This is a genomic window from Nocardioides sp. HB32 (genome assembly GCF_054058995.1).
Window position 1 is genome coordinate 4,099,903 of record NZ_JBSSBS010000001.1, and the last position, 26,311, is coordinate 4,126,213.

Here is a 26,311-nt window from a genome sequence, read left to right on the forward strand (position 1 = left end):
GGGCGTGACGCTTCACCCCTCGACGCTGCTCGCTGCGCTCGCATCGCCGCGGGGATCCCGATGACGCTCTACGCGGCCTACGGGACGAACCTCGATCCCGTCCGGATGAGCGAACGGTGCCCGCACTCCCCGATGTCCACCACCGGGTGGCTGCAGGGCTGGCGGCTCACGTTCGGCGGGGAGGAGCACGGCTGGGACGGCGCCCTGTCGACGATCGTCGAGGACCCGATCGAGCAGGTCTTCGTGGCGGTGTACGACGTCACCCGCGAGGACGAGGCGGCCCTGGACGGCTGGGAGGGCGCCGACCTCGGCCTCTACCGCAAGACCCGCGTCCGGGTCGCGACCATGACCGGTTCGATGGTGGTGTGGACCTACGTCCTCGACGCCTACGAGGGCGGCCTGCCCAGCGCGTCGTACCTCGGCATCCTCGCCGACGCCGCCGAGGCCGCCGACGCCCCGGCCGACTACGTCGCCGCCCTCCGACGCCGCCCCTGTCGATCCACGGGACTGTAGGGCCGGCCGGCCCCCGGCCGGTGACTCATCCGGGCGAGACCGTGTGGCAGACCGCCTCGACGTTGTTGCCGTCGGGGTCGCGCACGAAGGCGCCGTAGTAGTGGTCGTGGTACTCGGGGAAGTGGCGCGGCTCGTGCAGCACCTCGGCGCCGAACGCGACGGCGGCGTCGAAGAAGGCCCGGACGTCCTCGGCCGAGGCGGCGCCGAAGGCGACATGGATCTCCCGGTTCGGCCCGGAAGCGGGGCCCTCCTCCGGCTGGCGGCCGATCCAGAACGCCGGGTGCGACGTGCCGTAGCCGATCGCCACACCGTGGTCCGTCAGGCGGCGGTGGCCGAGGACGCCGAGGACGGCGTCGTAGAAGTCCGCGGAGTGCTGGAGGTCGGAGCAGTTGATGCCCAGGTGGTCGATCATGCCCCTACCCTGCACGAAATCGCCCCCGCGGGAAGTCCGCACTAGAGTCCGCAGGGTGACGGACCAGACCCCTGACCAACTCGCCCAGGAGGCCGCCGACAGGCTCGCCGAGCTCACGGGGGTGGAGCGGCACGACGTCGCGCTGGTCCTCGGCTCGGGCTGGCTGCCCGCGGTCGATGCACTGGGCGAGGCGACGGCCGAGATCGACACGACCGACCTGCCGGGCTTCAGCAAGGCGGCGGTCGCGGGCCACTCCGGCCGGATCCGCTCGATCCGGGCCGGCGACCGGCAGCTGCTGGTCTTCCTCAGCCGCACCCACTACTACGAGGGCAGGGGCGTCGCGGCCGTCGTCCACGGGGTCCGGACGGCGGGCCGGGCCGGCTGTCGCACCATCGTGCTCACCAACGGGTGCGGCGGCCTCAAGCAGACGTGGACGCCGGGCACGCCGGTGCTCATCAGCGACCACATCAACCTGACCGGCGCCAGCCCGATCGTCGGCGCGAACTTCGTGGACCTCACCGACCTGTACAGCCCGCGGCTCCGCACGCTGTGCCGCGAGATCGACCCGAGCCTCGACGAGGGCGTCTACGTCCAGTTCCCGGGCCCGCACTACGAGACCCCGGCCGAGGTCCGGATGGCCGGCATCATCGGCGGCTCCCTGGTCGGCATGAGCACCACGCTCGAGGCGATCGCCGCCCGCGAGGCGGGCATGGAGGTGCTCGGCATCAGCCTGGTCACCAACCTCGCCGCGGGCATCAGCGACCAGCCCCTCAACCACGAGGAGGTCCTCGAGGCGGGCAGGGCGGCCGCCACGCGGATGGGCGACCTGCTCGGACGGATCGTCCCGCGGATCTGATGGCCGACACCCGTCGCGCGCTCGTCGAGGCGGCCACCGAGGTGTTCGCGGAGCACGGCGTCTTCGCGGCGTCCCTGGTCGAGGTGACCCGCCGTGCGGGCCAGCGCAACCGGGGCGCCGTGCACTACCACTTCGGCTCCCGCGAGGGTCTGCTCGCGGCGGTGCTGGAGCAGCACGCGGCGTTCCTCGCCCAGCGCGAGGGCGAGCTCCTCGAGCACGCCCGCACCACGCCCGACGACGACCTCGGCTCCGTCCTCGAGGCGATCGTGCGGCCCGCGGTCGAGCTCGCCGAGACCGGCCCGTCGGGCCGCCGCTACCTGGTCATCGTCGGCGAGCTCGTCGAGGAGTACGACCGGGTCCACCCCGACGTGGCGGAGGCGCTCCGCCACACCGGCGGGTACGACGTGTACGCGCTGCTCGAGGACCGGATGCCGCCGCTCGACGACGAGCTGCGCAACGAGCGGCTGGCGTTGGTGACCGGGTTCATCCTGCGCTCGGTCGCGGACCGGGCCCGACAGGTCGACAGCCCCGGCCGCGCCCAGCTGCCCACCGAGCGGTTCGTCCGCAACCTGGTCGCGATGGCCGCCGGCATGGCCACCGCCCCGCCCGTCGACGTCTGAAGCGCCCACCTGCCGGGTGGAGGCCGAGGGCCCGGCGAGATAGCGTCTCGGTCCGTGCCCTCCTCACTCTCGGCGGCGATGCGCGACGGCTCCCGGACCGAGCACGCGCAGGCCGAGGACTCCGCGTTCATGTCCGAGCTCCTCGCGGGACGCGTGGACGAGCGGGGCTACGCCGACTACCTGCTCCGGCTGCGCACCGTCTACGCCACGATGGAGGCGGTCGTGCGCGAGAACACCGACGACCCCGCGGTCGCCGCGGTCTTCGATCCGGGACTGGAACGCCTCCCGGCGATCGACGCCGACCTCGACCACTGGCTGCCGGGCGGGCCGCGCACGGTGGACTCCCCTGCCGCCGCGGCGTACCGCGACCGGCTGACGGCCGCCGCCACCAGCGGCGACCTGCTCGCCGCGCACCACTACACGCGCTACCTCGGCGACCTCTCCGGCGGGCAGGCGATCGGCCGGATCCTGGACCGCGGGTTCGGGCTGGCCGGCCGAGGCCTCGCGTTCTACGACTTCCCGGCCGTCGGGCGGCCGAAGGCCTACAAGGACGGCTACCGGGCCCGGCTCGACGCACTCGGCCTCTCGTCCCGTGCGATCGCCCGGGTCGTGGACGAGGTGAGGGTCGCGTTCCGGCTCAACCAGGCGTTGTTCACCGAGCTCGCGGCTAGCCTTCCCGCGTGAAGGTTCTCGTCACCGGCGCAGCCGGCAGCATCGGACGCGTCGTGACGGTCGGCCTCGCCGACCGTGGCCACACCGTGGTCGGCCTGGACCGGGTGCCCGAGCCCACCGGCGAGGACGTGCCGTGGTTCAGCGTCGACTGCACCGACGCGGACGCGGTCGCCGCGGTGTTCGACGAGGAGTCGTTCGACGGCGTCGTACACCTGGCCGGCCGGCCGCACGAGGCGAGCCTGCCCGACTCGCTGTCCTCCCACGTGATCACCACCGCCGCGCTGCTGGACGCGATGGTCGAGCACGGCGTGCGCCGCTTCGTCTACGCCTCCTCCAACCACGCGGTCGGGCGGACGCCGCGCAGCGACCTGGTCGGCGTCGACACCAGGCCGCGCCCGGACACGTTCTACGGCGTCGGCAAGGTCGCGGCCGAGGCGCTGATGAGCCTGTACGCCGACCGCTACGGCATCGACGCCGTGGCGTGCCGGATCGGGTCCTACCTCGAGCGTCCGGAGACCGTCCGCCACCTCTCGACCTGGCTGTCGCACGACGACTGCGTGCGGATGGTCGACGCCGCGCTCACCGCCCCCGCCCCGGGCTTCGCAGTCCTGTACGGCATCTCGGCCAACACCCGCGGCTGGTGGGACCTCGAGCCCGGCCGGGCGCTCGGGTACGAGCCGCTCGACGACGCGGAGGAGTTCGCGGCGTCCATCGCGCCCGGTCCGGACGACACGGCGGACGGCGCGTACGTCGGTGGTGACTACGCGTCGCCCGCGCAGGAACGCCCCGCGCTCGACCGGTCTTGACCTGGAGTGCGCTCCAGGAGTGACACTGGGGGGCGTGAGCACCGGACTGAGCATCGCCGCGGCCGCCGAGCGCACCGGCCTGACCCCGGACACGCTGCGGTACTACGAGCACGACGGGCTGATGCTGCGGCCCGTCGGGCGCACCTCCTCCGGGCACCGCCGCTACACCGAGGCCGACCTGCGCTGGATCGAGCTGCTGACCCGGCTGCGCGGGACCGGCATGCCGATCCGCGACGTCCGCCGGTACGCCGAGCTGGTGCGGACCGGCGACGGGAACGAGGAGGAGCGGCTGGCGCTCCTGCGCGCGCACCGCCAGCTCGTGCTCGCCCAGCTCGCCGAGGTCCAGGAGCACCTGGGCGCCATCGACGCGAAGATCGGGATCTACGAGGACAAGCTCCTGAGCCGGGACCTTGACCTGGAGCGCGCTCGAACCGCTTGAGTGGACGGCATGACCCTTCACCAGCGCACTCTCGGAACCACCTCGTCCCTCACCGTCTCCGCCCTCGGCCTCGGCTGCATGGGCATGTCGGAGTTCTACGGCCGCGGCGACGAGGGCGAGGCGGTCGCGACCATCCACCGCGCCCTCGACCTCGGCGTCACCTTCCTCGACACCGCCGACATGTACGGGCCCTTCACGAACGAGCAGCTCGTCGGCAAGGCGATCGCGGGCCGTCGCGACGAGGTCCAGCTCGCCACCAAGTTCGGCAACGAGCGGCGTCCCGACGGCACCCGCGTCGGCATCAACGGCCGGCCCGAGTACGTGCGGACCGCGTGCGACGCCTCGCTCCAGCGCCTCGGCGTCGACCACATCGACCTCTACTACCAGCACCGCGTCGACCGGACCGTGCCGATCGAGGAGACCGTCGGCGCCATGAAGGAGCTCGTCGAGGCCGGCAAGGTGCGCCACCTCGGGCTGTCCGAGGCGTCACCGGAGACGATCCGCCGCGGCCACGCCGTCCACCCGATCACCGCGCTGCAGACGGAGTACTCGCTGTTCACGCGCGACCTCGAGGACGAGATCCTGCCCACGATCCGCGAGCTCGGCATCGGCCTGGTGCCCTACTCCCCGCTCGGCCGCGGCATCCTCACCGGCGCGATCACCTCGGAGGACTCCCTCGACCCCGACGACTCGCGGCGCTCGGCGTACTTCCCCCGGCTCAACGGCGAGGGCCTGCGCGCCAACCTCAGGCTCGTCGACGCCGTACGCTCCCTGGCGGAGCAGAAGGGCTGCACGCCCGGTCAGCTCGCGCTCGCCTGGGTCCTCTCCCAGGGCGACGCCGGGCTGGGAGTCGTCCCGATCCCCGGCACCAAGCGCGTGAAGTACCTCGAGGAGAACGCCGCGGCCGCCGACGTCGTGCTCTCCGCCGACGACCTGGCGGCGCTCGAGGCGGCGGTCCCGCGCGACGCCGTGGTCGGCGAGCGCTACGGGGACATGTCCACGATCGACAGCTGACGCCGCAGCCCGGCCACGCAGCCGGCCATCATCCGCTGGTGGTTCCAGCGCAGCAGCGGCCGCGCGGCGTACGACCCCAGCGCGAGGAGTCCGATGACCGCGACGTCCTGGCTGAGGTCGAGGCGGGTGCCGCCCGGGGTGGCCGTCAGCACGAAGCGCACCGAGCCCTCGAGGTCGCCGGACACGGCGACCTCGAGGCGGTCGGGCGAGCGGTCGACGGCGTGCAGGACCAGGTCGAGCGTGTACGGCAGCGCCGAGCGGCACAGCACCCGCGCGTCGTCCGGACCCAGCGACGCCACCGCGACGACCTGGGGCCACCAGTCGGGGTAGCGCTCGAGATCGATGAGCAGCGCGTGCACCGCGGCGACGGGCGCAGGGATCTCCCAGGTACCGGAGAAGGTGAAGGACGCGCGCACCCTCGTATCGTGCCCCCCATGACCGAACTCCTCACGGCTGCGCGCGCCTGGGCCGCCGACGACCCCGACCCGCAGACCCGCGCCGAGCTCGAGCGGGTCATCGCCCAGGTCGAGGCCGGCGGCGGCGACGCCGACCTGGCCGACCGGTTCGCGGGACCGCTCGAGTTCGGCACCGCCGGGCTGCGGGGCGCGCTGGGGGCCGGGCCGAACCGGATGAACCGGGTCGTGGTCACCCGGGCCGCGGCCGGGCTCGCCGCCTACCTGCGCGACACGGGCCACACCCGCGCCTCGGTCGTGATCGGGTACGACGCCCGCCACAACTCCGACGTCTTCGCCCGGGACACCGCGGAGGTGATGACCGGCGCCGGCTTCACGGCGTACGTCCTCCCCCGCCCACTGCCCACGCCGCTGCTCGCCTTCGCGATCCGCGAGCTCGGCTGCGCGGCCGGCGTGATGGTGACCGCCAGCCACAACCCGCCGCAGGACAACGGCTACAAGGTCTACCTCGGCGACGGCAGCCAGATCGTGCCACCGGCCGACGCGGAGATCGCGGCCCGGATCGAGGCGGTCGGCGCGGTCGCGGAGGTGCCGCGCGGAAGCGGCGGCACGGTCCTCGACGAGGAGATCGTGGACCGCTACCTCGACACCGTCGCCGGGCTCGCGGTCGACGGGCCGCGGGATCTGAGTCTCGTCTACACCCCGCTGCACGGCGTGGGCGGCACGACCGTCCTCCGCGTCCTCGAGGCGGCCGGTTTCGACGAGCCGGCGGTCGTCACCGAGCAGGAGCAGCCCGACCCCGAGTTCCCGACCGTCGCGTTCCCGAACCCCGAGGAGCCGGGGGCGATGGACCTCGCGGTCGCGCTCGCGGAGCGCCGCCGCGCGGACCTCGTGGTCGCCAACGACCCGGACGCGGACCGCTGTGCGGCCGCCGTGCCCGGCCCGCACGGCTGGCGGATGCTGCGCGGCGACGAGGTCGGCGCCCTGCTGGCGCACGCACTCCTGAGCCGCGGCACCCGGGGCACCTACGCGTGCAGCATCGTGTCCTCCAGCCTGCTCGGGAAGATGGCCGCCGCCGCCGGCCAGCCGTACGCCGAGACGCTGACCGGCTTCAAGTGGATCGGCCGGGTCGACGGGCTGGCCTTCGGCTACGAGGAGGCGCTCGGCTACTGCGTCGACCCCGAGCACGTGAAGGACAAGGACGGCGTCTCCGCGCTCCTGCTCCTCTGCGAGCTCGCGGCCGAGACCAAGGCCGCGGGCCGGACCCTCGTCGACGTGCTCGACGACCTGGCCCGCGAGCACGGGTTGCACGCGACCGACCAGCTCTCCGTGCGGGTCACCGACCTCGCGGAGATCGCCGCCGCGATGGAGCGGCTGCGCGCCGCGCCTCCCGCCGAGCTGGGCGGGCTCGCGGTCGAGCGGGTCGACGACCTCGCGGTCGGCAGCGCGGACCTGCCGCCGACCGAGGGACTGCGCTACCGGCTCGCCGACGGCGCCCGGGTCGTCGTGCGGCCGAGCGGCACCGAGCCGAAGCTCAAGTGCTACCTCGAGGTCGTGGTGCCGGTGCGCTCCGAGGACGACGTTGACGCAGCCCGGATCGCGGCGGTCGGGCGGCTCGACGCGCTGCGCGACGGGATCAGGACCGCGGCCGGGATCCTGGGCTAGAACACCAGGAGCCAGACCAGGAACGCGACGATCAGCGCGACGGTGCCCGCCAGCTCGGGCCAGGCGTAGGCGCGGCGGACGCCGTCGGTCACGGCGCCGTACCTCTCCCGCGCCTCCGTGGCGAGGTGGGTGAGCCGCTCCTCGACGAAGACCTGGTAGGTGTCGAGGGGGCTCGCGGCCGACCCGGTCTTCTTCGCCGCGGAGCGCTGCCGGACGGTCTGCCGGGCCGTGTAGCCGACTACCGGCGACAGGTAGCGCTTCTCGCCCACGCTGACGGCGGTGACCTGCCCGACCGCGACCCGGTCGATGGCGGCCAGCGGGATCGTGTCGGTGTGGTACATGCTCCGCATCACCAGGTCGCGGTCCTCGACCCACATGCCGGGGCGGAGCATCACCACCCACACGAGCAGCGCGCCCAGGACCGCGACGATCGCCACGCCGAGCGCCCGGCCGGTGCTCCAGCCGGCGATCGCGAGGACCAGGACCACGGCGGTGCAGCCGAGCCCGACGTACCCGCTGATCCGCCCGTTCGTGGCGTGGAACCGCTCGACGGCGGGCTCGGCGGGCCGGTCGGTCATGGGGGCATCTCCTGGTTTGTGGTGCTTCGCGACCACAACCCTATGCTGGGTCGGTGACCAGCACCTCCACCCTCCTCGACCCGGCGTTCGACGACGTCACCAGGTCCGAGGCCGCACTGCGGCGGTTCCTGCACGGGCTGCCCGGCGTCGACCAGGTCGGCGCGGAGGCGCGCGCGGCCGGGCTCGGCACCCGTTCCATCAAGACCACCGCGAAGGCGTACGCGCTCGATCTCGCCATCCGGATGGTCGACCTGACGACCCTGGAGGGCCAGGACACCCCCGGCAAGGTCCGCGCCCTGTCCGCCAAGGCGATGCGGCCCGACCCCGCGGACCCGACCACGCCGCAGGTCGCAGCGGTCTGCGTGTACCCCGACATGGTCGCCACGGCCCGCGAGGTGCTGGGCACCAGCGGCGTGCACGTGGCCGCCGTCGCCACGGCGTTCCCGAGCGGCCGTGCCGCCCTCGACATCAAGCTCGCCGACACCCGCGACGCGGTCGAGGCCGGGGCCGACGAGATCGACATGGTCATCGACCGGGGCGCGTTCCTCGCCGGTCGCTACCTGCACGCGTTCGAGGAGATCGTGGCGGTCAAGCAGGCGTGCGCCCGGGCCGACGGCGAGAGCGCCCACCTGAAGGTGATCCTGGAGACCGGCGAGCTGCAGACCTATGACAACGTCCGCCGGGCGGGCTGGCTGGCGATGATGGCCGGCGCCGACTTCATCAAGACCTCCACCGGCAAGGTGCAGCCGGCGGCGACCCTGCCGGTCACGCTGGTGATGCTCGAGGCGGTCCGCGACTTCCGCGAGCAGACCGGCACCATGGTCGGCGTGAAGCCGGCAGGCGGCATCCGCACCGCCAAGGACGCCATCAAGTACCTCGTGATGGTCAACGAGGTCGCGGGCCCGGACTGGCTGGACCCGGCCTGGTTCCGCTTCGGCGCCTCCACGCTGCTCAACGACCTGCTGATGCAGCGCACCAAGATGAAGACCGGCCGCTACTCCGGTCCCGACTACTTCACGCTGGACTGATCTCCTGATGGCAGACACCAACCCGTTCGAGTACGCCCCGGCCCCCGAGTCGCGGAGCATCGTCGACATCAAGCCGTCCTACGGCCTCTTCGTCAACGGCGAGTTCACCGACGGCCACGGCACGCCGTTCAAGACGATCAGCCCGGCCACCGAGGAGGTCCTCGCCGAGGTCGCCGAGGCCGACCAGGCCGACGTGGACGCCGCGGTGAAGGCCGCCCGGCGGGCCTACGACAAGGTCTGGTCGCGGATGCCGGGCCGCGAGCGCGCCAAGTACCTCTACCGGATCGCCCGGATCATCCAGGAGCGCAGCCGCGAGCTCGCCGTCCTGGAGTCGCTCGACAACGGCAAGCCGATCAAGGAGTCGCGCGACGTCGACGTCCCGACCGTGGCCGCGCACTTCTTCTACTACGCCGGCTGGGCCGACAAGCTGGAGTACGCCGGTCGCGGCAGCGACCCGCAGCCGCTCGGCGTCGCGGGCCAGATCATCCCGTGGAACTTCCCGCTGCTGATGCTGGCCTGGAAGATCGCCCCGGCGCTCGCGTGCGGCAACACGGTGGTGCTCAAGCCGGCGGAGACGACCCCGCTGACCGCGCTGCTGTTCGCGGAGATCTGCCAGCAGGCGGACCTCCCGCCCGGCGTGGTCAACATCGTCACGGGCGCCGGCGGCACCGGTCAGGCACTCGTCGGCCACCCGGACATCGACAAGGTCGCGTTCACCGGCTCGACCGAGGTCGGCAAGGCGATCGCCCGCTCCGTCGCCGGCACCGAGAAGAAGGTGACGCTCGAGCTCGGCGGCAAGGCCGCGAACATCGTCTTCGACGACGCCCCCATCGACCAGGCGGTCGAGGGCATCGTCAACGGGATCTTCTTCAACCAGGGCCACGTCTGCTGCGCCGGCTCCCGCCTGCTCGTGCAGGAGAGCATCTCCGAGGAGCTGCTCGAGCGCCTGAAGCGGCGGATGTCGACGCTCCGCATGGGCGACCCGCTGGACAAGAACACCGACATCGGCGCGATCAACTCCGGCGAGCAGCTCAAGCGGATCCGCGAGCTGTCCGAGCTCGGCGACGCCGAGGGCGCGGAGCGCTGGGAGGTCGCGTGCGACCTGCCGACGAAGGGCTTCTGGTTCCCGCCGACGCTGTTCACCGGCGTCTCGCAGGCGCACCGGATCGCGCGCGAGGAGATCTTCGGCCCGGTGCTGTCGGTGCTCACGTTCCGCACGCCGTCCGAGGCGGTCGAGAAGGCGAACAACACGCCGTACGGCCTCTCCGCCGGCGTCTGGACCGACAAGGGCTCCCGGATCCTGCACATGGCGAACCAGCTGCGCGCCGGCGTGGTGTGGGCCAACACGTTCAACAAGTTCGACCCGACCAGCCCGTTCGGCGGCTACCAGGAGTCGGGCTACGGCCGCGAGGGCGGCCGGCACGGTCTGGAGGCCTACCTGCGATGAGCGCCCGCATCGACGTCCGGAAGACCTACAAGCTCTACATCGGGGGCGCGTTCCCCCGGTCCGAGTCCGGCCACTCCTACGAGGTGACCGACAGCAAGGGGAAGTTCGTGGCGAACGCCGCCCTCGCGTCCCGCAAGGACGCGCGCGACGCCGTCGTCGCCGCCCGCAAGGCGTTCGGCGGCTGGTCGACACGCTCCGCGTACAACCGGGCGCAGATCCTCTACCGGGTCGCCGAGGTCATGGAGGACCGCCGTCCGCAGTTCGTGCAGGCGATCACCCAGTCCGAGGGCCTCTCCGCCGCCAGGGCGGACAAGGCGCTCGACGAGGCCATCGACCGGCTGGTCTGGTACGCCGGCTGGGCGGACAAGATCACCCAGGTGGTCGGCAACGCGAACCCGGTGGCGGGTCCGTTCTTCAACCTGTCCACCCCGGAGCCGACCGGCGTCGTCGCGGTGCTCGCGCCGCAGCAGTCGAGCCTGCTCGGCCTGGTCAGCGCCGTCGCGCCCGTGGTCGTGACGGGCAACACGGCCGTCGTGGTCTCGTCGTACGAGCGGCCGTTGCCGGCGGTGACGTTCGCCGAGGTGCTCGCGACGTCCGACGTCCCGGGCGGCGTGGTCAACATCCTGACCGGCTCGGCAGCGACGATCGGCCCGTGGCTGGCGGCGCACATGGACGTGAACGCGATCGACCTCACCGGCATCGCCGGCGACGCGTCGCTCGCGACCGAGCTCGAGGTCGCCGCGGCCGACAACCTGAAGCGGGTACGCCGCGCGCCGGCCGCCGAGCCGGACTGGGCTGCCGCGCCCGGGATCGACCCGATGACGGCGTTCCTCGAGACCAAGACGGTCTGGCACCCCATCGGCGTCTGACCCGCCGGTGCGCGCACGTGTGATCGTCCTGGCCGGCCCTTCGGGGGCCGGCAAGTCCCGCCTCGCCGAGCGCATCGGCCTGCCGGTGCTGCGGCTCGACGACTTCTACAAGAGCGCCGGTGACCCCACGCTCCCCCTCATCACCGAGGGCGCGAACGCCGGCATCGTCGACTGGGACGATCCCGAGTCGTGGCTGCTCGAGGACGCGATGGCCGCGCTCGACGAGCTGTGCCGGACCGGGCGGGCCGAGGTGCCGGTCTACGAGATCGCGCAGAACGGCCGGTGCGGCTGGCAGACGCTGGACCTCGGCGGGCACGACCTCTTCGTGGCCGAGGGCATCTTCGCCCAGGAGGTGGTGTCGCACTGCCGGGAGGCGGGCCTGCTCGCGGCGGCGTACTGCGTGCGGCAGCACCCGATGGTGACGTTCTGGCGGCGACTCACCCGCGACCTGCGCGAGCACCGCAAGCCGCCCCTGGTGCTGGTCCGGCGCGGCCTGGCCCTGATGCGCGACCAGCAGCGCGTCGTGGCGCACGCCGTCGAGCGCGGCTGCCTGCCGGTCAGTCCGGACCAGGCGTTCGCCGCGATCCGCGCCCTCCTCGGCCAGGGGTCGCAGGCGTGACCGAGGACTGGCCCGAGCGGGTCTTCCGGGAGCGGCTGGCCCAGCCGGACCGGGTGAGCTGCGGTGCGACCTGCCTGGTCGTGGCGCGGATGATCACCGACCACGCGTACGGCGAGTACGTCGGCTCCGCGCCGTCGGTTCCGGACCGGTTCCGCGCGGAGGTGCTGATGATGCACCAGCACGTCACCGGGCTGGTCAACGACGGCCGGCTCCAGCTGCCCTGGCCGCGTGCGCTCGGCACGCCGCCGTGGGCTGTCGCGCGCCAGCTGGGTGACCGCGACGTGCGCTGGATCCGGACCTCCCCCGCGGCCGGGTACGACGCGATCGTCGCAGCCACCCGGGACCTCCGGCCGGTGCCGGTGTACGTCGGCAGCCGCTGGCTGCCGCGCCACGTCGTGCTCGCGCTCGGTGAGGAGGGCAGCCGGCTGCGGTTCTTCGAACCCGCCGCCGGACGACTGATGGACGTCGGTCGCGAGGAGTTCCGCCGGTCCCGCATCGGCCTGGCAGGGTGGGACCGGGCCTGGTGGGCGGTCCTGCCGGACTAGCTGCACGCGCTGGGCCGGTTCGTGAGTGGTGGCGACCGGGTGGTGGCGGGGTGATGTCCGCGACCTCCCGGCAGTGGGTGGTGGCGACCGAAAGGCAGCAAACGGAACGGTGGGCGGGTGGTCGGCGCCGATCCCCGGCTTGCGGGCCCGCCGTCTTCGGGCCTGTGGAAATGTGCTCGGAATCGTGACCTGTTCGTGACCCAGATCCCTGTGGAACATGGGGTTCTGGGCCTCTCAGTGTCGGTGGTCGATGCTTGAGTAGGACCATGACAGCGATGGCCACACCTCGGCACCGGGTGTCGGTGACGGTTGCGCAGATGCGCGATCTGGCCGGCTCGGTGATCGATGCGTCGGTGTGGTCCATGGACGCCGCGGAGACCACCGCCACGCTCGTCTCGATCACCCGGCTGAAGGCGCAGGTCGCCGAGCTCGAGGCCCGGGTCGCCGAGCACGCCGACGACGAGGCCGTGGACGCGTGGGCGCACCGGACCCGGCAGACCAAGCCCGTGGTGCTGGGCCAGGTGAAGCTCGGCCAGGCCCTGGTCACCCGCGGCCATGTCCGCGACGCGCTCGCAGCCGGTGACCTGGTGGTCGAGCAGGCCCGGGTGATCGTCACCGCGCTGGACCAGCTCCCCGGCGACCTCGACACGACTCTGGTGGACAAGGCCGAGCGGCACCTGGTCGCCGCCGGACGCGAGCACACCGCCCCCACACTGCGGGTCCTGGGCAAGCGACTGATGGACGTGGTGGCACCGGAGCTGGCCGACGCCTACGAAGCGCGGCAGCTCGCCCGCGAGGAACGCGACGCGCTGCTGGCCACCCGGCTGGAGATGTGGGACGACGGGCACGGCAAGTGCCACGGCCGGTTCACCGTCCCGTCCTTCCACGGCGCCGCGCTGAAGAAGATGCTGCTCGCGATCGCCGCCCCCAAGCACCGCACCGCCACCGACGGCCCCGCCGCCGGGGTGGTGCCCCGGCCGGGCCCGGAGCGGCTGGGTCGGGCGTTCTGTGAGCTGATCGAGCGCTACCCCGCGCACCTGCTCCCGCAGACCGGCGGCGTGTCCGCGACCGTCGTGGTCACCATGACCCTCGAGACCCTGGAGGGCCGGCTCGAGCAGGCGGCGCTGCTGGACACCGGAAAGAAGATCACCGCCGCCATGGCCCGCCGGCTGGCCTGCGAGGCCGGGATCATCCCCGCCGTGCTCGGCGGCACCTCCGAGGTCCTCGACCTCGGCCGCACCCGCCGGTTCCACACCAAGGCCCAGCGGACCGCGATCGCCCTCCGCGACAAGGGCTGCACCGAGCCCGGCTGCGATTGGCCCCCCGCGATGTGCCACACCCATCACGAGCCGCCGTTCAGCCGAGGCGGACCCACCGATGTAGATCACGGCAGGCTGCTCTGCCCCCAGCACCACACCCGCTACCACCGACGGACGTAGACCGACCGGTCCGACAACCCTCAACCACAGACCGGCCGATGGGCGCGGTCCTGCCTGACAAACCCCAGCGCCGCGACCCGCGCGGAATGCGGCCAGATCCGGACGCTGTCGAGACGAGTTCCTGAGCGCTGATGCCATGGCATGGACCCACGTCTTGCCCTCGACGTGGTCGCCGTCGAGTTGGTCTCGGTGCGTCCAAGGCCGGCGATCGTGTGTTGCCCGGAATCGGTCCGAGCGACGATGCCGTCGCCTACGGTGTGCCGCATGCACCGCCGCCGTCCTCTCCGCGCCGTCCTCGCCCTGGCAACCGTGGGCTGGGTCGCGCTCGGAGTGTCCTCGGCTTCGGCCGATCAGGTCGACCAGGTGCCGGTGACCCAAGGCGAGACCGTGACGCTGTGGGCCGGCACCTCCGGGGCCGTGGTCAAGCTTCTCGCGAACGACTCCGACCCAGATGGCGAGAAGCTGCAGGTCTGCCGGTTCGGTGAGGCGCAGCCCGACTGGCGCCTAGACGTCGAGCCCGAGGACGGCGAGCGCAACGGCCGGGTCGAGGTCAGCCTCGATCCGAGCGCGACCGGTGTCTACACCTACGACTACCAGGTCTGCGATCGCTCCTACCTCGTCCCGGCCACGCTGACGCTGGACGTGCAGCCCGTGGGCGTGACGACGGTCGAGAAGGTACCGCGACGCCCGCGCCTGCTGCGGGTGACGAACCCGGACCAGCACCGCGTCTTCTTCTTGTGGGGGCCGCCGAGCGCCGACGATTTCCTCGGCATCGTGCGGATCGCCTCAGGTGGCTCGCAGCTGGTCCGGGCAGGCACCTCCCGGGTTGACTGGGCGGCCGGCTTCGCCGAAGGCGAGGTCGGGGTCTACACCGGCTACGGCACCGTGCGCGGCCTGAAACCATCCGGCAACCCCCGTCCCGCCAGCGCGGTCGGTCGCGTCCGCGTCCCCTCCGCGCTGGCTGACGCGCTGGCTGACCCGCTGGCCGACGCGCTGGACAACACGCGGGCTGACGGCAGGGCGGCCCTACCGCGCCGCTCGAACGCGGCGACGGGGGCACGCCGCACTGGCGATGGGATCGACCCGACCACGGTCGCGCCACCGGTCACCCAGTTCGACGAGGTGAGTTGGTGGGCCGGCGCCCAGGCCCGCGTGCATGTCCTCGCGAACGACCACGACCCGCAGGGGCAGCACCTCGATGTCTGCCGCATCGACTCGAGCGGCCGCGCTGTCTCCGCCTTCACCCAGCTGTCGAACACCGGCTTCCAGGTCTCGACGGATCAGGACAGCAACGGGACCTTCACCATCACCTACTACGCCTGCAACGTTGCGCGCCTCGCCCCCGGCACCGTCACCGTCCACCTGCGCCGCGCCAGGCCGGTGGGCGTCACAGCCCACGGCGGCGACCTGCGGATCGCTAACCGGAACGGCGACAGTGTCCGTGTCCGGATCGACGACCCCGAGATCGCGGGCGCCCAGCGCACCGTTCGGGTCGCGGCTCACAGCGTCCGACATGTGCAGGTCGAGTGGACCTACCTGCGGTGGTACGCGCAGATCGGCCACCCCCGAGGGTTCGCCGGCTACGGCCACCTCCACCTCAACCTCCATCCCTGATCAGGGCGGCCAGCCACCCCACGAGCCCAGCCGTCCCGGCGGTCTTCGTCCTGGGAGCGTTTCTCGGGTTCGGCATCGCGGTGGGCGGCGTGGTGGTCTCGTGGACCTCCGGGATTGTCTGGCTTCTCAAGAGGCGCCAGGAGGACCCGCGTGGGACCGGCGGGGCATCGTCCTGGCGGCGACGCGAGACAGCGACCTCGTCGGGACGCGTGCGGGGTTGCGCCAGGTCGATCTCGGCCGGCCGTTGGTCTGGGTCGGTCGTGGGCGGTGGGTCGCCGCCGGCCGGAGCGCCCGAGCGCGCCCGGCCGAACGTCGACTCCTACTGTCCGCCGATGCTGAAGGCGTACAGCTTGTTGTTGCCGGTGAAGCCGGGAATCCCCAGGTTCGAGTATCCCGAGCCCCAGAACACGGTGTCGTTGGCGATGGATGCTCCGGCGTTGACCGAAGACCCTGCGGCGTAGCTCCAGAGGGTCTTGCCGGTTGCAGCGTCGAGGCCGAACATCGTCTTGTTCGTCGCTCCGCCAGCCATCGACGCCGCGTACACCACGCCGTTGGCCACGGTCATCGGGCCGAGGTCGACGGCGCCGTTCGGGTCGGCGACCTTCCAGATGATTCTGCCGGTGGCCGCGTCGAGGGCCGCCCACTCCCCACCTTGGGTCGTGGTGCCGTTGCCGACCTGGTCCGGGATCCCGTAGAAGTTGGCGATCTGGACGTAGATCCGCTTGCCGTCAGTGGCCGAGCCCCACTCCATCCCACCGAGGGAGGAGCCGGGACCGACCTGGGTGGCCCAGACGACCGTTCCGGTGCTCGGGTCGATGGCGGTGTACACGCCGCTCTTCTGGCCGGCTCCGATCAGCGTCTTCGGGCCGGTCGCGGTCTGGGCGGTGAACAGCTGCACCCCGGAGCCGAAGTCGAAGTCGGGCCCGGAGTTCACCGGGCAGTTCGTTCCGCCGAAGAAGCACGCGACGGTCCAGTCGTCGGAGGTCGCGAACCGGTCACTCCACGCGATCGTGCCGTCGGCGATCCGCAACGCCATGACGGAGTCGACGTGGTCATCGGGCGAGTTGCACTGCTCCTGCGTCCGACCTGCGTCGATGCAGGCTGTGTAGTCCGGGTCGGTCGGGGTGAAGTAGTTGTTGCCGGTCGTGGCGTAGACGAAGCCCCGCGCCGGGTCGGGGACGATCGTGCTGCCCCACACGGCACCGCCGTTGTAGCCGGTGGGCACGGTGTAGGTCTTCCACAGCACCGCACCGGTCGTGGCGTTCACCGCCATCACGCTGCCGCGGAAGGAGCAGCAGGGATAGGTCGAGTCGACGGCTGCTCCCTCTTCGAGAGATGCCACGCCTACGTAGACGACGCCGTTGAACACGGCCGGGGAGGCGGTGTCGATGGCGAGCGGGTGCGAGTCGAGCTGCGTCCGCCACTTCAGCGCGCCGGTGGTCGCGTTGATCGCGAGCAGATAGGCGCCCTTCTGCGTACCGACGTAGAGCGTGTTGGTGGCTGTGTCGAGAGCCGGGCTCGTGCGCGAGACGACCTTGGCCGGTGCCGGCGAGAACGCGTCGGACAGGTAATCGGCCAGGATGGTCTTCGACCACACGAGCTTCCCGGAGCTCGACTTGATCGCGTAGAGGTGGCCGGACCAGTCGGGGAAGTAGGCGACGCCGTCGACGACCGCGGCGCGTGCCGAGATGTCACCGCCCGTTGTGAAGGCCCACTTCGGTTTGAGGGCGCCCACGTTGCCGGTGCCGATCTTGGTGGCGGGCGCGTTCGCCGTGTTGTTGAGATTCTGCCCGAACATCGGCCACTGCGGCGGCCCGGAGCCGCCGGCCGCGTGCGCCCCGGCGGTGGGGGTGACGACCATGGCGCTGGTCGCCGTTGCTAGTGCGAAGACGGCGAGCCAGGGCCGCCATCCACGAGTAGTGCGTGCGTGTCTCAAGGTAGGTCTCCGTCCGATCGGCCGCACAGCCGCCGCGAAGGGGGTGTGGACCCCGAATACGTCCGCACGCGGGCGCGCGAACGCACGATGCGTCCGAGACCCGGTCACCCGGGCAGCGAACGAGACGTCCCCGCCGGCAAGGAACGCCGGGCGGGACGTGTGCACAGCACTAGCAGGCGCTAGGCGCCGGCTCTCGTGACTCCACGGCGGCGCCCCACGTCCGAGGGCGGTGGTTGAGCTCGGTGATCGTGGTGCATGGCCCGTCTCCTGCCACGTCCCGGCGAGCGGCCCCCGCACATGTGGCGTGCGTCCGCTCCCGGCTAAACATGGAACCTAGCGCGGTCGTGAAGGCGCCCGAATCATCGAATTCGGGCATGACAAGCCCACACCGAACCGGTACGCGCCGTGCGGGGCAGCACGCGTCTTTCCGAGGTGCGGTCGCCCAGCAGACCGAGCCCGCCGGTTGCCCGGCGCCTCCCGTCATGGCCGGCGCACGAGGAACGGCGGGCGCACGACCTCGTTGTCCTTCGTGAGCGCCGTCATCAGGTGCAGCGACCCGTCGGGCAGCAGACCCGAGACGGGTGTGAGGCGGGCTTCGTCACCGTCGATCTCGACCATCAGGAGGTGCGCCTGAGCCGCCCAGGCGGTGGTGTGGGCGTCGTCGAACCCGCTGGGGATCTCCTCCCGGAGCTGGCCTCCCGCCCCGGAGACGACGTACGTGCGGCCGTCCAGCTCCGAGACCTGGAAGTTGTGCTCGTGGCCGGCCAGCACGAGCCGCACGCCGCCCCGCTCGAAGAGCGGCAACAGGGTCTCCAGCATCTCCTGGTCGTTCCCGTGCTCCGGTCCGGCGCAGAGCAGCGGGTGGTGGGAGAAGGGGATCCGCCAGCCGGGATCGGCCACAGCCAGCGCGTCCGCGAGCCATCGCTGGTGGTCCGGCACCTCGAAGAAGCGGTGGTACTCGGGATCCTCGCTGTCCTGGGAGGTGTCGATGCAGATCAGCTCGAGGTCCTTGCCGTAGCCGAAGCGGTAGAACAGCCCCGGACCGACCGAGGCGCGGTCCTGCCAAGCGCGGAACCGCTCGAGGACGTGGAAGTTGTCCTCCATCTGCGCCCGGTCGTCGCTGCCCTCGGTGTCGGTGGTGTCGTGGTTGCCGATGGCGGGGAACACCGGGACCCGAGCGATGACGTAGCGATACGGCTGGAAGAAGCTGGAGTACCAGTCGTCGTCCTCCCCGCCGCTCTCGTCGTCCACCTGACCCAGCTCGCCCTGGTAGATGTTGTCGCCCAACGACAGCACGAACCGGACGTCGTGGTGCCGCACGAGCTCGTCGAGCACCTCCGCGATCCGGCGCTGCCGGCGGCTGGACTCGCTGTCCGACCTGATCCCGACGCCGTAGTCGCCCATGGCTACGAACCGCACGACCGGGGTCGCGGTGTCCGGGGCCGGGAAGGTGCGGAACCGGAGGTCGTAAGCCCTGCCGGGTCCAAGGTCGTACCCGCCCGACGCGGTGGGCTCCCAGTCCCACCGCACGCCCGACGCCCACTCGCGGCCGTCGACGTGGATCCGGTAGCGGTACTCCGTGTCCGGCTCCAGGCCCTCGACCCAGACCCAGGTCCGATCCTCGGTGCCCACCTCGGCGACGACCTCGCCACCGGACTCCAGGACCTCGACGCGGGCGTCACCGAACGGCTCCGCGCCATGCCCGATCGAGGTACGCCGGCCCACGGCGCCCTGCAGCTCGGAGTCATCGAGGATGTTCCACCGGTCGGCCGTCTGGTCGTGGCGGAACCAGAAGGCTCCCCATCCGATCAGGACCCGGTCATGCGAGAGATCGACGAGGTGGACGAACTCCTCGCGATGGACGTCGTCGTTCTCGGCTCCCATCCGGACACCCTAGGCGCCGACCTCACGCCGCCGGTCACCCAACGACGCGCGGGGCCGCCCAGTCGTGGTTGTCGATGACGACGTCGGCGCGGGAGACGGGGTCCACCTCGGCGATGTAGAGGGCCTCGGCAACCGCGTACCGGTCCTGGTGCACCCGAGCCGCCTCGAACGCGCCGTCCCTGGAACCATCGCGGGCGACGCCGCGTGCCAGCGACTCGGCGGCAGCGACCTCGAGCCAGATCCTGTAGTCCCACAGGTCGTCCCACTCGGGGCGGAACGCGAAGACCGTGTCCACGATCAGGACCGCGTCGGGACGGGCCTCGACGACGACGTCGCGGTGGTCGATGCCGGTCAGGGGGTCATGCGCGCACAGGACGACCTGGCCCGATCCGGTCGGTCCGGCGGGTTCGAGCAGGAGTCGTCGCACCGAGTCGTGGTCGTGGGCGTTGCGGTAGTAGCCCTCGCCTGAGAGCCGGTCGTATCCGTGCTCGTCAGCGTGCGGCCACGCGTGCTTGAAATCGTCGAGGGAGGCCCGCAAGGTCGGTCGGTCGAACCCGCGGACAGCCGCCGCGAGCTCGTGTCCGAAGGAGGTCTTGCCGGCCGCGGTCCGGCCGTCGACGGCGACCCGGATCCGTCGATCTGAACGCGCCAGGATCTCCGCTGCCATCCGCGTCACCAGGGTGGACCGAGACGAGGAGGCGGCCGGCGGCATCGGCTGACGCCACGTCGAGACAGAGTCCAACCCATCCACCCGCCGAGAGTAGCGACGTCTCGACAGTTCATGACCGGGGCCGGAAGTCCATCCCACCTTCGCCCAGCAGCTTCGGCGGAAGGACGACGAACGTGAAATCCTCGTCCTTGGCGACTGGATGCGCATCGGGCGGGTACCGCCCGACCTCGAGGGGTGGCCTCCCGGCCACTCGGACGGCACGGCGGGAGGGCCATGCCTGAGACCAGCGGCGGATACCTGAGCCGGCCCGCGCCGAGCGGACTGGCGGACGTCGTCGACATCATCCTCGACCGCGGGATCGTCATCGACGCCTACGCGCGCGTATCGGTCGTGGGCATCGAGCTGTTGACGATCGACGCGCGAGTGATCGTGGCCAGCGCTGACACGTACCTGCGGTTCGCCGAAGCCACCAATCGACTCGACCTGTGGAACAAGGGAGGGGCGACCTTGCCGGACGCGCTCTCCGAAGGCGCCGAGAGGCTCACCAGGGACGTGGCTGCGAACGTCGTCGAGGACAAGCTGTCCGGCAGTGTCGGCGCTGTCGGCGACGCCATCGAGGGCGCCGTCGACACGGTCGAGGACTCAGTCGAGGGGGCCGCCGAACGGGTGGTGGACGGCGTCTCGGAGGTGCGCGACAGGGTGGCGGACGTCGCGGGGCGCGTCGTCGACGCCGTCACCCCGGGCGACTCGCACGACGACTCGGATGACTAGCTGAGCGCCTTGGCCTTGAGCTGGTCGTACTCCGCCTGGGTGATCGCCCCGGAGTCGAGGAGTCCCTTGGCCTGCGCGATCTGGTCGGCGGCAGATCCCCCGCCGCCACCCGTCTCGGCGGCCACGGTCTTGATGTAGGCCTCGGTGTCCGCTTGCGCAGCGCGCATCACCGCGGCGTTGCGCTCGGCCATGCCCTGCCCGCGGACGATCAGGTACACCAGCGAGGTGACGATCGGGAAGAAGATCAGGCAGAAGACCCAGACCGCCTTCATCCCGCCGCTGACGCCCTTGTCGCGGAACAGATCCGTGAGGATCTGGAACAGCACCATGAGGTACGCCATGAGCAGGAAGAAGGAGATGATGAACCAGAAGAAGTCCCAGAAGCTGTCCACGCGGCGACCCTAGACAGGTGGTCTCGTCCGGAGGCTCACCCGATCCGGGTGACCGGGCGACAGCAGCCGCTGGCCCAGCAGCGGGCACACCAGCACGGTGAGGGCGCCGCCCGCGACCAGGACGGAGGCGTTCGTCGCCGTCATCTCGCCGGCGCTCACGGCGACCGACGTCACCGCGACGATGATCGGCAGGCCGGTCGCGGCGAACAGGGCGGCGGCGGCGCTCTGTCGCCGGCCGAGGCCACCCTCGGTGACCGTGGCGAGGAAGACCAGACCGCCACGGACCAGCAGGATCAGCGCCACGAAGGCCACCAGCGCGACCGGCTCCTCGACGACGGCGTGCGGGTCGATCGCCATGCCGGAGGTGATGAAGAAGACCGGGATGAGCAGGCCGAACGCCAGCCCCTCGAGCTTGTGCTCCAGGCTCTCGTGGCCCTCCGGAACCAGCTGGCGCAGCACGAATCCCGCGGTGAACGCACCGAGAACGGCGTCGAGGTCGAACGCCGCGGCGGCCACCGTGAGCGTCACCAGCAGCAGCACGACGAGCCGCACCTGGGTCTGGCCGGACGTCTCGGCGCCACGACGGATCACCGCCAGGACCGAGCCCTCCGGGTTGAACCGCGCGGAGAACCGGTGCAGCACGACGGCCAGCAGGCCGAACCCGGCCAGCACGAGAAGGGACTCCAGCGGACCGCGGGCGCCGAGCAGCACCGCCATGGCGAGGATCGGCCCGAGCTCGCCGTACGCACCGTGGTTCATGACGACGCGTCCGAACCCGGTGCCCAGCAGGTGGGTGTCCTTGAGGATCGGCAGGAGGGTGCCCAGCGAGGTGGAGGTCAGCGCGATCGCGACCGCGATCTCACCGTCGATCTGGCCGGTGCGGTCGAGCAGCAGCACGATGCCGAGCGCGACGAGCAGGCAGGCGACCCACGTGACGAGCGCGCGGCGCCCGCCGCGGCCGACGAGCTCGGCCGGCTCGACCTCGTAGCCCGCGAGCAGGAACAGCATGCCGAGCCCCAGCTCGCGCAGCATCGTGACGCCCTCGCCTGCGACGGCGAGCTCGAGCACGTTCGGGCCGATCAGGACGCCGAGCACGAGGAGCAGCACCACCTCCGGCACCTTGTTCCGCAGCACCAGGCCGACGAGCAGCGGAGCGAGCACGGCACACAGGGCGATCCAGAACAGCGACTCTCCCGCGCCCGGCACCGGATCGGCCTAGCTCGTCCAGACGACGAGGACCAGCACCAGCCAGGCGGCGGCGATGCCGAGGCCGACCAGCGCCACGAGGGAGCTGAGCACGAACCAGGTCCGGCCCGCCCCCTCGACGTCGCCCTCGGTCGCCGCGACGTCGACCCGGTCCGGCCGCTGCGGGTCGTACGCGACCTCGATCTCCGCGCCGACGCGGGGCGGCGGCGCGGGGACGTCGGTCAGCGTCAGCACCTCCACCGGCTCCGAGGCGCCGTCGGGCGTGAAGCTCACCCTCGGGAAGTACCGGGTGTCCGGCTCAGCGCCGAAGCTGAGGTCCTTGGCCTCGAGCGCGGTCACCGTTGCCGTGGCCGTGACCGCCCGCTCACGGAACGTCGCGGCGGTACGCCGGACCGACCGGCCCTTGAGCAGCAGCACGCCCGCCACCACGATGACGAGGACCGCCGACCCGAGCAGCAGCACCGTGGGGACGTAGTGGATCTTCACGTCTCGGCCTCGGGCCCGCCTTCGGCCGCCAGCGCGGCGTACTCCGGCTTGACGATGTCCTCGATGATCGCGAGCCGTTCGTCGAACGGCAGGAACGCCGACTTCATGGCATTGATCGTGAACCAGCGCAGGTCGTCGATGCCGTAGCCGAAGGCCTCCACCAGCGACGCCATCTCGTGGCTCATCGAGGTGCGGCTCATCAGGCGGTTGTCGGTGTTGACCGTGACCCGGAAGCGGAGCTTCTTCAGCAGCCCGATCGGGTGCTCGGCGATCGACGGCGCGGCACCCGTCTGCACGTTCGACCACGGGCACATCTCCAGCGGGATGCGCTTGTCCCGGACGTACGCCGCCAGCAGGCCGAGCTCCACACTGCCGTCGTCGTGCACGGTGATGTCGTCGATGATGCGCACGCCGTGGCCCAGCCGGTCCGCCCCGCACCACTGGATCGCCTGCCAGATCGACGGGAGGCCGAAGCCCTCGCCCGCGTGGATCGTGAAGTGCGCGTTCTCGCGCTGGAGGTACTCGAACGCGTCGAGGTGCCGGGTCGGCGGGTAGCCCGCCTCGGCGCCCGCGATGTCGAAGCCCGCCACGCCGCGGTCCCGCCACGCGATCGCGAGCTCCGCGATCTCCATCGAGCGGGCCTGGTGGCGCATCGCGGTCAGCAGCTGGCGTACGACGATCCGGCCGCCCGCCGCGGCGACGCCCTGGTCGAAGCCCTCCTGCACGGCCGCGACCACCTCGTCGAGGGTCAGCCCCTGGCCGACGTGCTGCTCGGGGGCGTACCGCACCTCGGCGTACACGACCCCGTCGGCCGCGAGGTCCTCCACGCACTCCCGGGCGACCCGGGCCAGCGCCGGAGCGGTCTGCATGACCGCGACCGTGTGGTCGAAGGTCTCGAGGTAGCGCTCCAGCGACCCGGAGTCGCTCGCCTCAGCGAACCACTGTCCCAGCGACTCCGCGGTCATCGGCCCCTCGACGGCGGGCAGCGCGTGGCCGACCTCGGCGGCCAGGTCGATGATCGTCTGGGGACGCAGTCCGCCGTCGAGGTGGTCGTGCAGCAGGACCTTCGGTGCCCGGCGGATCTGTTCGAGGGACGGGGTCATGCCCGCGATCCTTCCAGAGTTCGCTATTTTCTCGGGCATGCGCGTCTTCACGTCCCTCGACGAGGTCGCTGCCGCGAGCGGCGACGAGCTCGGGACCTCCGACTGGCTCACCATCGAGCAGGACCGGGTGGACCTGTTCGCCGAGGCCACCGGGGACCACCAGTGGATCCACGTGGACGTGGAGCGCGCGAAGGACGGGCCGTTCGGCGGCACCATCGCGCACGGCTACCTGACGTTGTCGCTGATCCCGTTCCTCGGCAGCCAGGTCTTCGGGTTCGACACCCCCGGCGCCAAGCTCAACTACGGCGCCAACAAGGTGCGCTTCCCCCACCCGGTCAAGGTCGGCCAGCGGATCCGCTCCACCGTCACCGTCGGTGACGTGGCGGACCTCCCCTCGGGCAAGCAGGTCACCCTGCGCCACACCATCGAGATCGACGGCGAGGCCAAGCCGGCCTGCGTCGCCGAGACCGTGGTCCTGCTGCTGGTCTGACGCCGAGTCGGCGCAGTCTCAGCTGAGACTGCGCCGACTCGGCGTCAGCTCACCCGGTCGATGACGATCGGACCCGGCGTGAACGGCGTGCCCTCGGGCGCGACGTCGTAGCCGCCCTCGAGCGACGCGAGCGCCCGGTCGAAGCGCTCGGCCTCGTCGGTGAGCAGCGTGAACAACGGCTGTCCCGCGGTCACCGGGTCGCCCGGGCGGGCGTGCCAGACGACGCCGGCGCCCGCCTGCACCGGGTCCTCCTTGCGGGCCCGGCCGGCACCGAGGCGCCACGCGGCCAGGCCGACTGCCATCGCGTCCAGGCGGGTGAGCACGCCGGACGAGGGCGCGGTCACGACGTGGGACTCGCGCGCCTGCGGGAGCGCGGCGTCGGGGTCGCCGTCCTGCGCCCGGATCATCGCCTTCCAGGCGTCCATGGCCCGGCCCGAGGCCAGCACCTCGGCCGGGTCGACGTCGGTACGCCCGGCGCCGGCGAGCATCTCGCGCGCCAGTGCCAGCGTCAGCTCGACCACGTCGGCGGGTCCGCCGCCGGCCAGCACGTCGACCGACTCCTGCACCTCGACCGCGTTGCCGGCGGTCAGCCCGAGGGGCGTCGACATGTCGGTCAGCAGCGCGACCGTGTGCACCCCGGCATCCTGGCCGAGCGCCACCATCGTCTCGGCCAGCTCGCGCGCGGAGTCGAGCGACTTCATGAACGCGCCGGTGCCGACCTTCACGTCCAGGACGAGCGCGCCGGTGCCTTCCGCGATCTTCTTGGACATGATCGAGGAGGCGATCAGCGGGATCGCCTCGACGGTGCCGGTGACGTCGCGCAGGGCGTAGAGCTTCTTGTCCGCCGGGGCCAGGCCGTCGCCGGCCGCGCAGATCACCGCGCCGACCGACTCCAGCTGGGCCAGCATCTCCTCGTTCGACAGCGCGGCCCGCCAGCCCGGGATCGACTCCAGCTTGTCGAGCGTGCCTCCGGTGTGGCCCAGGCCGCGCCCCGAGAGCTGGGGGACGGCGACGCCGCACGCGGCCACCAGCGGGGCCAGCGGCAGCGTGATCTTGTCGCCGACGCCCCCGGTGGAGTGCTTGTCGGCGGTCGGGCGCGAGAGGCTGGAGAAGTCCATCCGCTCCCCCGACGCGATCATCGCGCCGGTCCAGCGGGCGATCTCGCGACGGTTCATGCCGTTGAGCAGGACCGCCATCGCCAGCGCCGCCATCTGCTCGTCGGCGACGTCGCCGCGGGTGTAGGCGTCGATCACCCAGTCGATCTGGCTGTCGGTGAGCTCGTGGCGGTCCCTCTTGGCGAGGATCACCTCGACGGCGTCGTGTCGGGTCGGCATGCCCGGAACCCTAGGCGAGGTCCTCTGGCCCGAAGGCATCCGGGAGCACCTCGGCCATCGTCCTGATACCGGACACGGTCCAGACCAGGAGCTCCGGCCCGCCGTTCTCGAAGAGCAGCTGCCGGCAGCGGCCGCAGGGCATGATCACGTCGCCGTCGCCGTTCACGCAGACGAAGTGGGTCAGCCGTCCGCCACCGCCCAGGTGCAGGTCGCTGACCAGGCCGCACTCGGCGCACAGCGTCACGCCGTACGCCGCGTTCTCGACGTTGCAGCCCGCGACGACCCGCCCGTCCGAGACCCGCGCGGCGGCGCCGACGCGATACTTCGAGTACGGCGCGTAGGCGTGCGTGGCCGCCTCGTCGGCGACCGCACGCAGCTCGGCCCAGTCGGCCTCGGTAGCCCCCACGAGCCCACCCTAACTGTTACACAATCTTTCCCGCGTAACGGCTGGCTGACACGACGATGGACGGTACGGTGACCGACTGTCGCG

29 protein-coding genes are annotated in these 26,311 nt (G+C 71.8%); 17 read left to right on the plus strand and 12 right to left on the minus strand.

Annotation, left to right across the window (positions count from 1 at the left end; genetic code table 11):
- The first annotated feature begins 60 nt into the window (after positions 1 to 60).
- Complete coding sequence (locus tag ACVW2K_RS20565; protein WP_028635715.1) at positions 61 to 513, plus strand: gamma-glutamylcyclotransferase; 453 nt, start codon at positions 61 to 63, stop codon at positions 511 to 513.
- A 25-nt stretch (positions 514 to 538) separates the two neighbouring features.
- Here the strand turns inward: ACVW2K_RS20565 and ACVW2K_RS20570 are convergent, their stop codons facing one another.
- Positions 539 to 925 (minus strand): VOC family protein, encoded by a 387-nt coding sequence (locus tag ACVW2K_RS20570; protein ID WP_028635714.1) that lies wholly within the window; start codon positions 923 to 925, stop codon positions 539 to 541.
- A 55-nt stretch (positions 926 to 980) separates the two neighbouring features.
- Between ACVW2K_RS20570 and ACVW2K_RS20575 the strand changes: the two genes are divergently transcribed.
- From ACVW2K_RS20575 to ACVW2K_RS20600, 6 genes are read left to right on the plus strand one after another with little or no spacing between them, the layout of a single operon-like run.
- Positions 981 to 1,781 carry a purine-nucleoside phosphorylase gene (locus tag ACVW2K_RS20575; RefSeq protein WP_457203784.1) on the plus strand — a complete coding sequence of 267 codons (801 nt, stop codon included), beginning with the start codon at positions 981 to 983 and terminating at the stop codon, positions 1,779 to 1,781.
- A complete protein-coding gene (locus tag ACVW2K_RS20580; RefSeq protein WP_457203785.1) occupies positions 1,781 to 2,401 on the plus strand; it encodes a TetR family transcriptional regulator in 621 nt (206 codons plus the stop codon). The genes ACVW2K_RS20575 and ACVW2K_RS20580 overlap by 1 nt, the downstream gene beginning before the upstream one ends.
- A gap of 54 nt (positions 2,402 to 2,455) precedes the next feature.
- The gene (locus ACVW2K_RS20585) at positions 2,456 to 3,085 is read left to right on the plus strand and encodes a biliverdin-producing heme oxygenase (RefSeq protein WP_457203786.1); all 630 of its coding nucleotides are present in this window, start codon (positions 2,456 to 2,458) and stop codon (positions 3,083 to 3,085) included.
- Positions 3,082 to 3,879, plus strand: a complete 798-nt coding sequence (locus ACVW2K_RS20590; RefSeq protein ID WP_457203787.1) for an NAD-dependent epimerase/dehydratase family protein — start codon at positions 3,082 to 3,084, stop codon at positions 3,877 to 3,879. The genes ACVW2K_RS20585 and ACVW2K_RS20590 overlap by 4 nt, the downstream gene beginning before the upstream one ends.
- A gap of 34 nt (positions 3,880 to 3,913) precedes the next feature.
- Positions 3,914 to 4,318: a MerR family transcriptional regulator gene (locus ACVW2K_RS20595; protein ID WP_231496098.1), complete on the plus strand. Its 405-nt coding sequence runs from the start codon at positions 3,914 to 3,916 to the stop codon at positions 4,316 to 4,318.
- 9 nt (positions 4,319 to 4,327) lie between these two features.
- Positions 4,328 to 5,332, plus strand: coding sequence for an aldo/keto reductase (locus ACVW2K_RS20600; protein ID WP_028635708.1), 1,005 nt, complete (start codon positions 4,328 to 4,330; stop codon positions 5,330 to 5,332).
- On the opposite strand, the gene ACVW2K_RS20605 is transcribed toward ACVW2K_RS20600, so the two are convergent.
- A complete protein-coding gene (locus tag ACVW2K_RS20605) occupies positions 5,302 to 5,748 on the minus strand; it encodes an SRPBCC family protein (protein ID WP_457203788.1) in 447 nt (148 codons plus the stop codon). The two genes, ACVW2K_RS20600 and ACVW2K_RS20605, sit on opposite strands and share 31 nt — an antisense overlap.
- Positions 5,749 to 5,766: 18 nt before the next feature.
- On the opposite strand from ACVW2K_RS20605, the gene ACVW2K_RS20610 reads away from it, so the two are divergent.
- Positions 5,767 to 7,410: a phospho-sugar mutase gene (locus tag ACVW2K_RS20610; protein WP_457203789.1), complete on the plus strand. Its 1,644-nt coding sequence runs from the start codon at positions 5,767 to 5,769 to the stop codon at positions 7,408 to 7,410.
- Here the strand turns inward: ACVW2K_RS20610 and ACVW2K_RS20615 are convergent.
- The gene (locus tag ACVW2K_RS20615) at positions 7,407 to 7,988 is read right to left on the minus strand and encodes a hypothetical protein (protein WP_457203790.1); all 582 of its coding nucleotides are present in this window, start codon (positions 7,986 to 7,988) and stop codon (positions 7,407 to 7,409) included. The two genes, ACVW2K_RS20610 and ACVW2K_RS20615, sit on opposite strands and share 4 nt — an antisense overlap.
- 53 nt (positions 7,989 to 8,041) lie before the next feature.
- Between ACVW2K_RS20615 and deoC the strand changes: the two genes are divergently transcribed.
- The 7 genes from deoC (at position 8,042) to ACVW2K_RS20650 (ending at position 15,549) form a co-directional block, all read left to right on the plus strand.
- Positions 8,042 to 9,016 (plus strand): deoxyribose-phosphate aldolase, encoded by a 975-nt coding sequence (gene deoC / locus ACVW2K_RS20620; RefSeq protein WP_457203791.1) that lies wholly within the window; start codon positions 8,042 to 8,044, stop codon positions 9,014 to 9,016.
- 7 nt (positions 9,017 to 9,023) lie between these two features.
- Complete coding sequence (locus ACVW2K_RS20625) at positions 9,024 to 10,463, plus strand: aldehyde dehydrogenase family protein (RefSeq protein ID WP_028635704.1); 1,440 nt, start codon at positions 9,024 to 9,026, stop codon at positions 10,461 to 10,463.
- Positions 10,460 to 11,332 carry an aldehyde dehydrogenase family protein gene (locus ACVW2K_RS20630; protein WP_457203792.1) on the plus strand — a complete coding sequence of 291 codons (873 nt, stop codon included), beginning with the start codon at positions 10,460 to 10,462 and terminating at the stop codon, positions 11,330 to 11,332. Before ACVW2K_RS20625 ends, ACVW2K_RS20630 begins: the two co-directional genes overlap by 4 nt.
- Before the next feature lie 7 nt (positions 11,333 to 11,339).
- Positions 11,340 to 11,951, plus strand: coding sequence for an ATP-binding protein (locus tag ACVW2K_RS20635; protein ID WP_457203793.1), 612 nt, complete (start codon positions 11,340 to 11,342; stop codon positions 11,949 to 11,951).
- Entirely contained in the window at positions 11,948 to 12,496 is a 549-nt protein-coding gene (locus ACVW2K_RS20640; RefSeq protein ID WP_028635701.1) for a hypothetical protein, read from the plus strand. The genes ACVW2K_RS20635 and ACVW2K_RS20640 overlap by 4 nt, the downstream gene beginning before the upstream one ends.
- A gap of 275 nt (positions 12,497 to 12,771) precedes the next feature.
- A complete protein-coding gene (locus tag ACVW2K_RS20645; RefSeq protein ID WP_457203794.1) occupies positions 12,772 to 13,935 on the plus strand; it encodes a DUF222 domain-containing protein in 1,164 nt (387 codons plus the stop codon).
- A 264-nt stretch (positions 13,936 to 14,199) separates the two neighbouring features.
- A complete protein-coding gene (locus ACVW2K_RS20650) occupies positions 14,200 to 15,549 on the plus strand; it encodes an Ig-like domain-containing protein (RefSeq protein ID WP_457203795.1) in 1,350 nt (449 codons plus the stop codon).
- Between the two features lie 319 nt (positions 15,550 to 15,868).
- On the opposite strand, the gene ACVW2K_RS20655 is transcribed toward ACVW2K_RS20650, so the two are convergent.
- The 3 genes from ACVW2K_RS20655 to ACVW2K_RS20665 form a co-directional block, all read right to left on the minus strand.
- Positions 15,869 to 17,410 carry an outer membrane protein assembly factor BamB family protein gene (locus tag ACVW2K_RS20655; protein WP_457203796.1) on the minus strand — a complete coding sequence of 514 codons (1,542 nt, stop codon included), beginning with the start codon at positions 17,408 to 17,410 and terminating at the stop codon, positions 15,869 to 15,871.
- Positions 17,411 to 17,965: 555 nt separating this feature from the next.
- Complete coding sequence (locus ACVW2K_RS20660; RefSeq protein ID WP_457203797.1) at positions 17,966 to 19,369, minus strand: metallophosphoesterase; 1,404 nt, start codon at positions 19,367 to 19,369, stop codon at positions 17,966 to 17,968.
- Positions 19,370 to 19,403: 34 nt separating this feature from the next.
- Positions 19,404 to 20,036 carry a uridine kinase gene (locus ACVW2K_RS20665; protein WP_457203798.1) on the minus strand — a complete coding sequence of 211 codons (633 nt, stop codon included), beginning with the start codon at positions 20,034 to 20,036 and terminating at the stop codon, positions 19,404 to 19,406.
- Between the two features lie 276 nt (positions 20,037 to 20,312).
- Here ACVW2K_RS20665 and gvpJ point away from each other — a divergent pair, with 276 nt between their 5' ends.
- Positions 20,313 to 20,810 carry a gas vesicle protein GvpJ gene (gene gvpJ / locus ACVW2K_RS20670; RefSeq protein ID WP_457203799.1) on the plus strand — a complete coding sequence of 166 codons (498 nt, stop codon included), beginning with the start codon at positions 20,313 to 20,315 and terminating at the stop codon, positions 20,808 to 20,810.
- Here the strand turns inward: gvpJ and ACVW2K_RS20675 are convergent.
- Genes ACVW2K_RS20675 through ACVW2K_RS20690 form a run of 4 tightly spaced genes read right to left on the minus strand, consistent with a single transcriptional unit; the run spans position 20,807 to position 23,997 of the window.
- Positions 20,807 to 21,202 carry an SHOCT domain-containing protein gene (locus ACVW2K_RS20675; RefSeq protein ID WP_457203800.1) on the minus strand — a complete coding sequence of 132 codons (396 nt, stop codon included), beginning with the start codon at positions 21,200 to 21,202 and terminating at the stop codon, positions 20,807 to 20,809. The genes gvpJ and ACVW2K_RS20675 overlap by 4 nt on opposite strands.
- 9 nt (positions 21,203 to 21,211) lie before the next feature.
- The gene (locus ACVW2K_RS20680; protein WP_457203801.1) at positions 21,212 to 22,408 is read right to left on the minus strand and encodes a cation:proton antiporter; all 1,197 of its coding nucleotides are present in this window, start codon (positions 22,406 to 22,408) and stop codon (positions 21,212 to 21,214) included.
- A 9-nt stretch (positions 22,409 to 22,417) separates the two neighbouring features.
- Complete coding sequence (locus ACVW2K_RS20685) at positions 22,418 to 22,894, minus strand: DUF3592 domain-containing protein (RefSeq protein WP_457203802.1); 477 nt, start codon at positions 22,892 to 22,894, stop codon at positions 22,418 to 22,420.
- The gene (locus ACVW2K_RS20690) at positions 22,891 to 23,997 is read right to left on the minus strand and encodes an adenosine deaminase (protein ID WP_457203803.1); all 1,107 of its coding nucleotides are present in this window, start codon (positions 23,995 to 23,997) and stop codon (positions 22,891 to 22,893) included. The genes ACVW2K_RS20685 and ACVW2K_RS20690 overlap by 4 nt, the downstream gene beginning before the upstream one ends.
- Before the next feature lie 37 nt (positions 23,998 to 24,034).
- Here ACVW2K_RS20690 and ACVW2K_RS20695 point away from each other — a divergent pair, with 37 nt between their 5' ends.
- Complete coding sequence (locus ACVW2K_RS20695; protein ID WP_457203804.1) at positions 24,035 to 24,487, plus strand: MaoC family dehydratase; 453 nt, start codon at positions 24,035 to 24,037, stop codon at positions 24,485 to 24,487.
- A gap of 44 nt (positions 24,488 to 24,531) precedes the next feature.
- Here ACVW2K_RS20695 and ACVW2K_RS20700 read toward each other — a convergent pair whose 3' ends face one another.
- Positions 24,532 to 25,821, minus strand: coding sequence for a thymidine phosphorylase (locus tag ACVW2K_RS20700; protein WP_457203805.1), 1,290 nt, complete (start codon positions 25,819 to 25,821; stop codon positions 24,532 to 24,534).
- A gap of 10 nt (positions 25,822 to 25,831) precedes the next feature.
- Positions 25,832 to 26,227: a cytidine deaminase gene (locus ACVW2K_RS20705; RefSeq protein ID WP_028635688.1), complete on the minus strand. Its 396-nt coding sequence runs from the start codon at positions 26,225 to 26,227 to the stop codon at positions 25,832 to 25,834.
- Positions 26,228 to 26,311 lie beyond the last annotated feature (84 nt).

Bases quoted from the DNA above. Each gene is read 5' to 3' on its own strand.
- ACVW2K_RS20615 (WP_457203790.1), bottom strand. From the start codon at position 7,988: ATGACCGACCGGCCCGCCGAGCCCGCCGTCGAGCGGTTCCACGCCACG.
- ACVW2K_RS20655 (WP_457203796.1), bottom strand. From the start codon at position 17,410: ATGGTCGTCACCCCCACCGCCGGGGCGCACGCGGCCGGCGGCTCCGGG.
- ACVW2K_RS20570 (WP_028635714.1), bottom strand. From the start codon at position 925: ATGATCGACCACCTGGGCATCAACTGCTCCGACCTCCAGCACTCCGCG.
- ACVW2K_RS20625 (WP_028635704.1), top strand. From the start codon at position 9,024: ATGGCAGACACCAACCCGTTCGAGTACGCCCCGGCCCCCGAGTCGCGG.
- gvpJ (WP_457203799.1), top strand. From the start codon at position 20,313: ATGCCTGAGACCAGCGGCGGATACCTGAGCCGGCCCGCGCCGAGCGGA.
- ACVW2K_RS20650 (WP_457203795.1), top strand. From the start codon at position 14,200: ATGCACCGCCGCCGTCCTCTCCGCGCCGTCCTCGCCCTGGCAACCGTG.
- ACVW2K_RS20580 (WP_457203785.1), top strand. From the start codon at position 1,781: ATGGCCGACACCCGTCGCGCGCTCGTCGAGGCGGCCACCGAGGTGTTC.
- ACVW2K_RS20695 (WP_457203804.1), top strand. From the start codon at position 24,035: ATGCGCGTCTTCACGTCCCTCGACGAGGTCGCTGCCGCGAGCGGCGAC.
- ACVW2K_RS20660 (WP_457203797.1), bottom strand. From the start codon at position 19,369: ATGGGAGCCGAGAACGACGACGTCCATCGCGAGGAGTTCGTCCACCTC.
- ACVW2K_RS20610 (WP_457203789.1), top strand. From the start codon at position 5,767: ATGACCGAACTCCTCACGGCTGCGCGCGCCTGGGCCGCCGACGACCCC.
- ACVW2K_RS20665 (WP_457203798.1), bottom strand. From the start codon at position 20,036: ATGGCAGCGGAGATCCTGGCGCGTTCAGATCGACGGATCCGGGTCGCC.
- ACVW2K_RS20690 (WP_457203803.1), bottom strand. From the start codon at position 23,997: ATGACCCCGTCCCTCGAACAGATCCGCCGGGCACCGAAGGTCCTGCTG.
- ACVW2K_RS20645 (WP_457203794.1), top strand. From the start codon at position 12,772: ATGGCCACACCTCGGCACCGGGTGTCGGTGACGGTTGCGCAGATGCGC.
- ACVW2K_RS20565 (WP_028635715.1), top strand. From the start codon at position 61: ATGACGCTCTACGCGGCCTACGGGACGAACCTCGATCCCGTCCGGATG.
- ACVW2K_RS20700 (WP_457203805.1), bottom strand. From the start codon at position 25,821: ATGCCGACCCGACACGACGCCGTCGAGGTGATCCTCGCCAAGAGGGAC.
- ACVW2K_RS20600 (WP_028635708.1), top strand. From the start codon at position 4,328: ATGACCCTTCACCAGCGCACTCTCGGAACCACCTCGTCCCTCACCGTC.
- ACVW2K_RS20630 (WP_457203792.1), top strand. From the start codon at position 10,460: ATGAGCGCCCGCATCGACGTCCGGAAGACCTACAAGCTCTACATCGGG.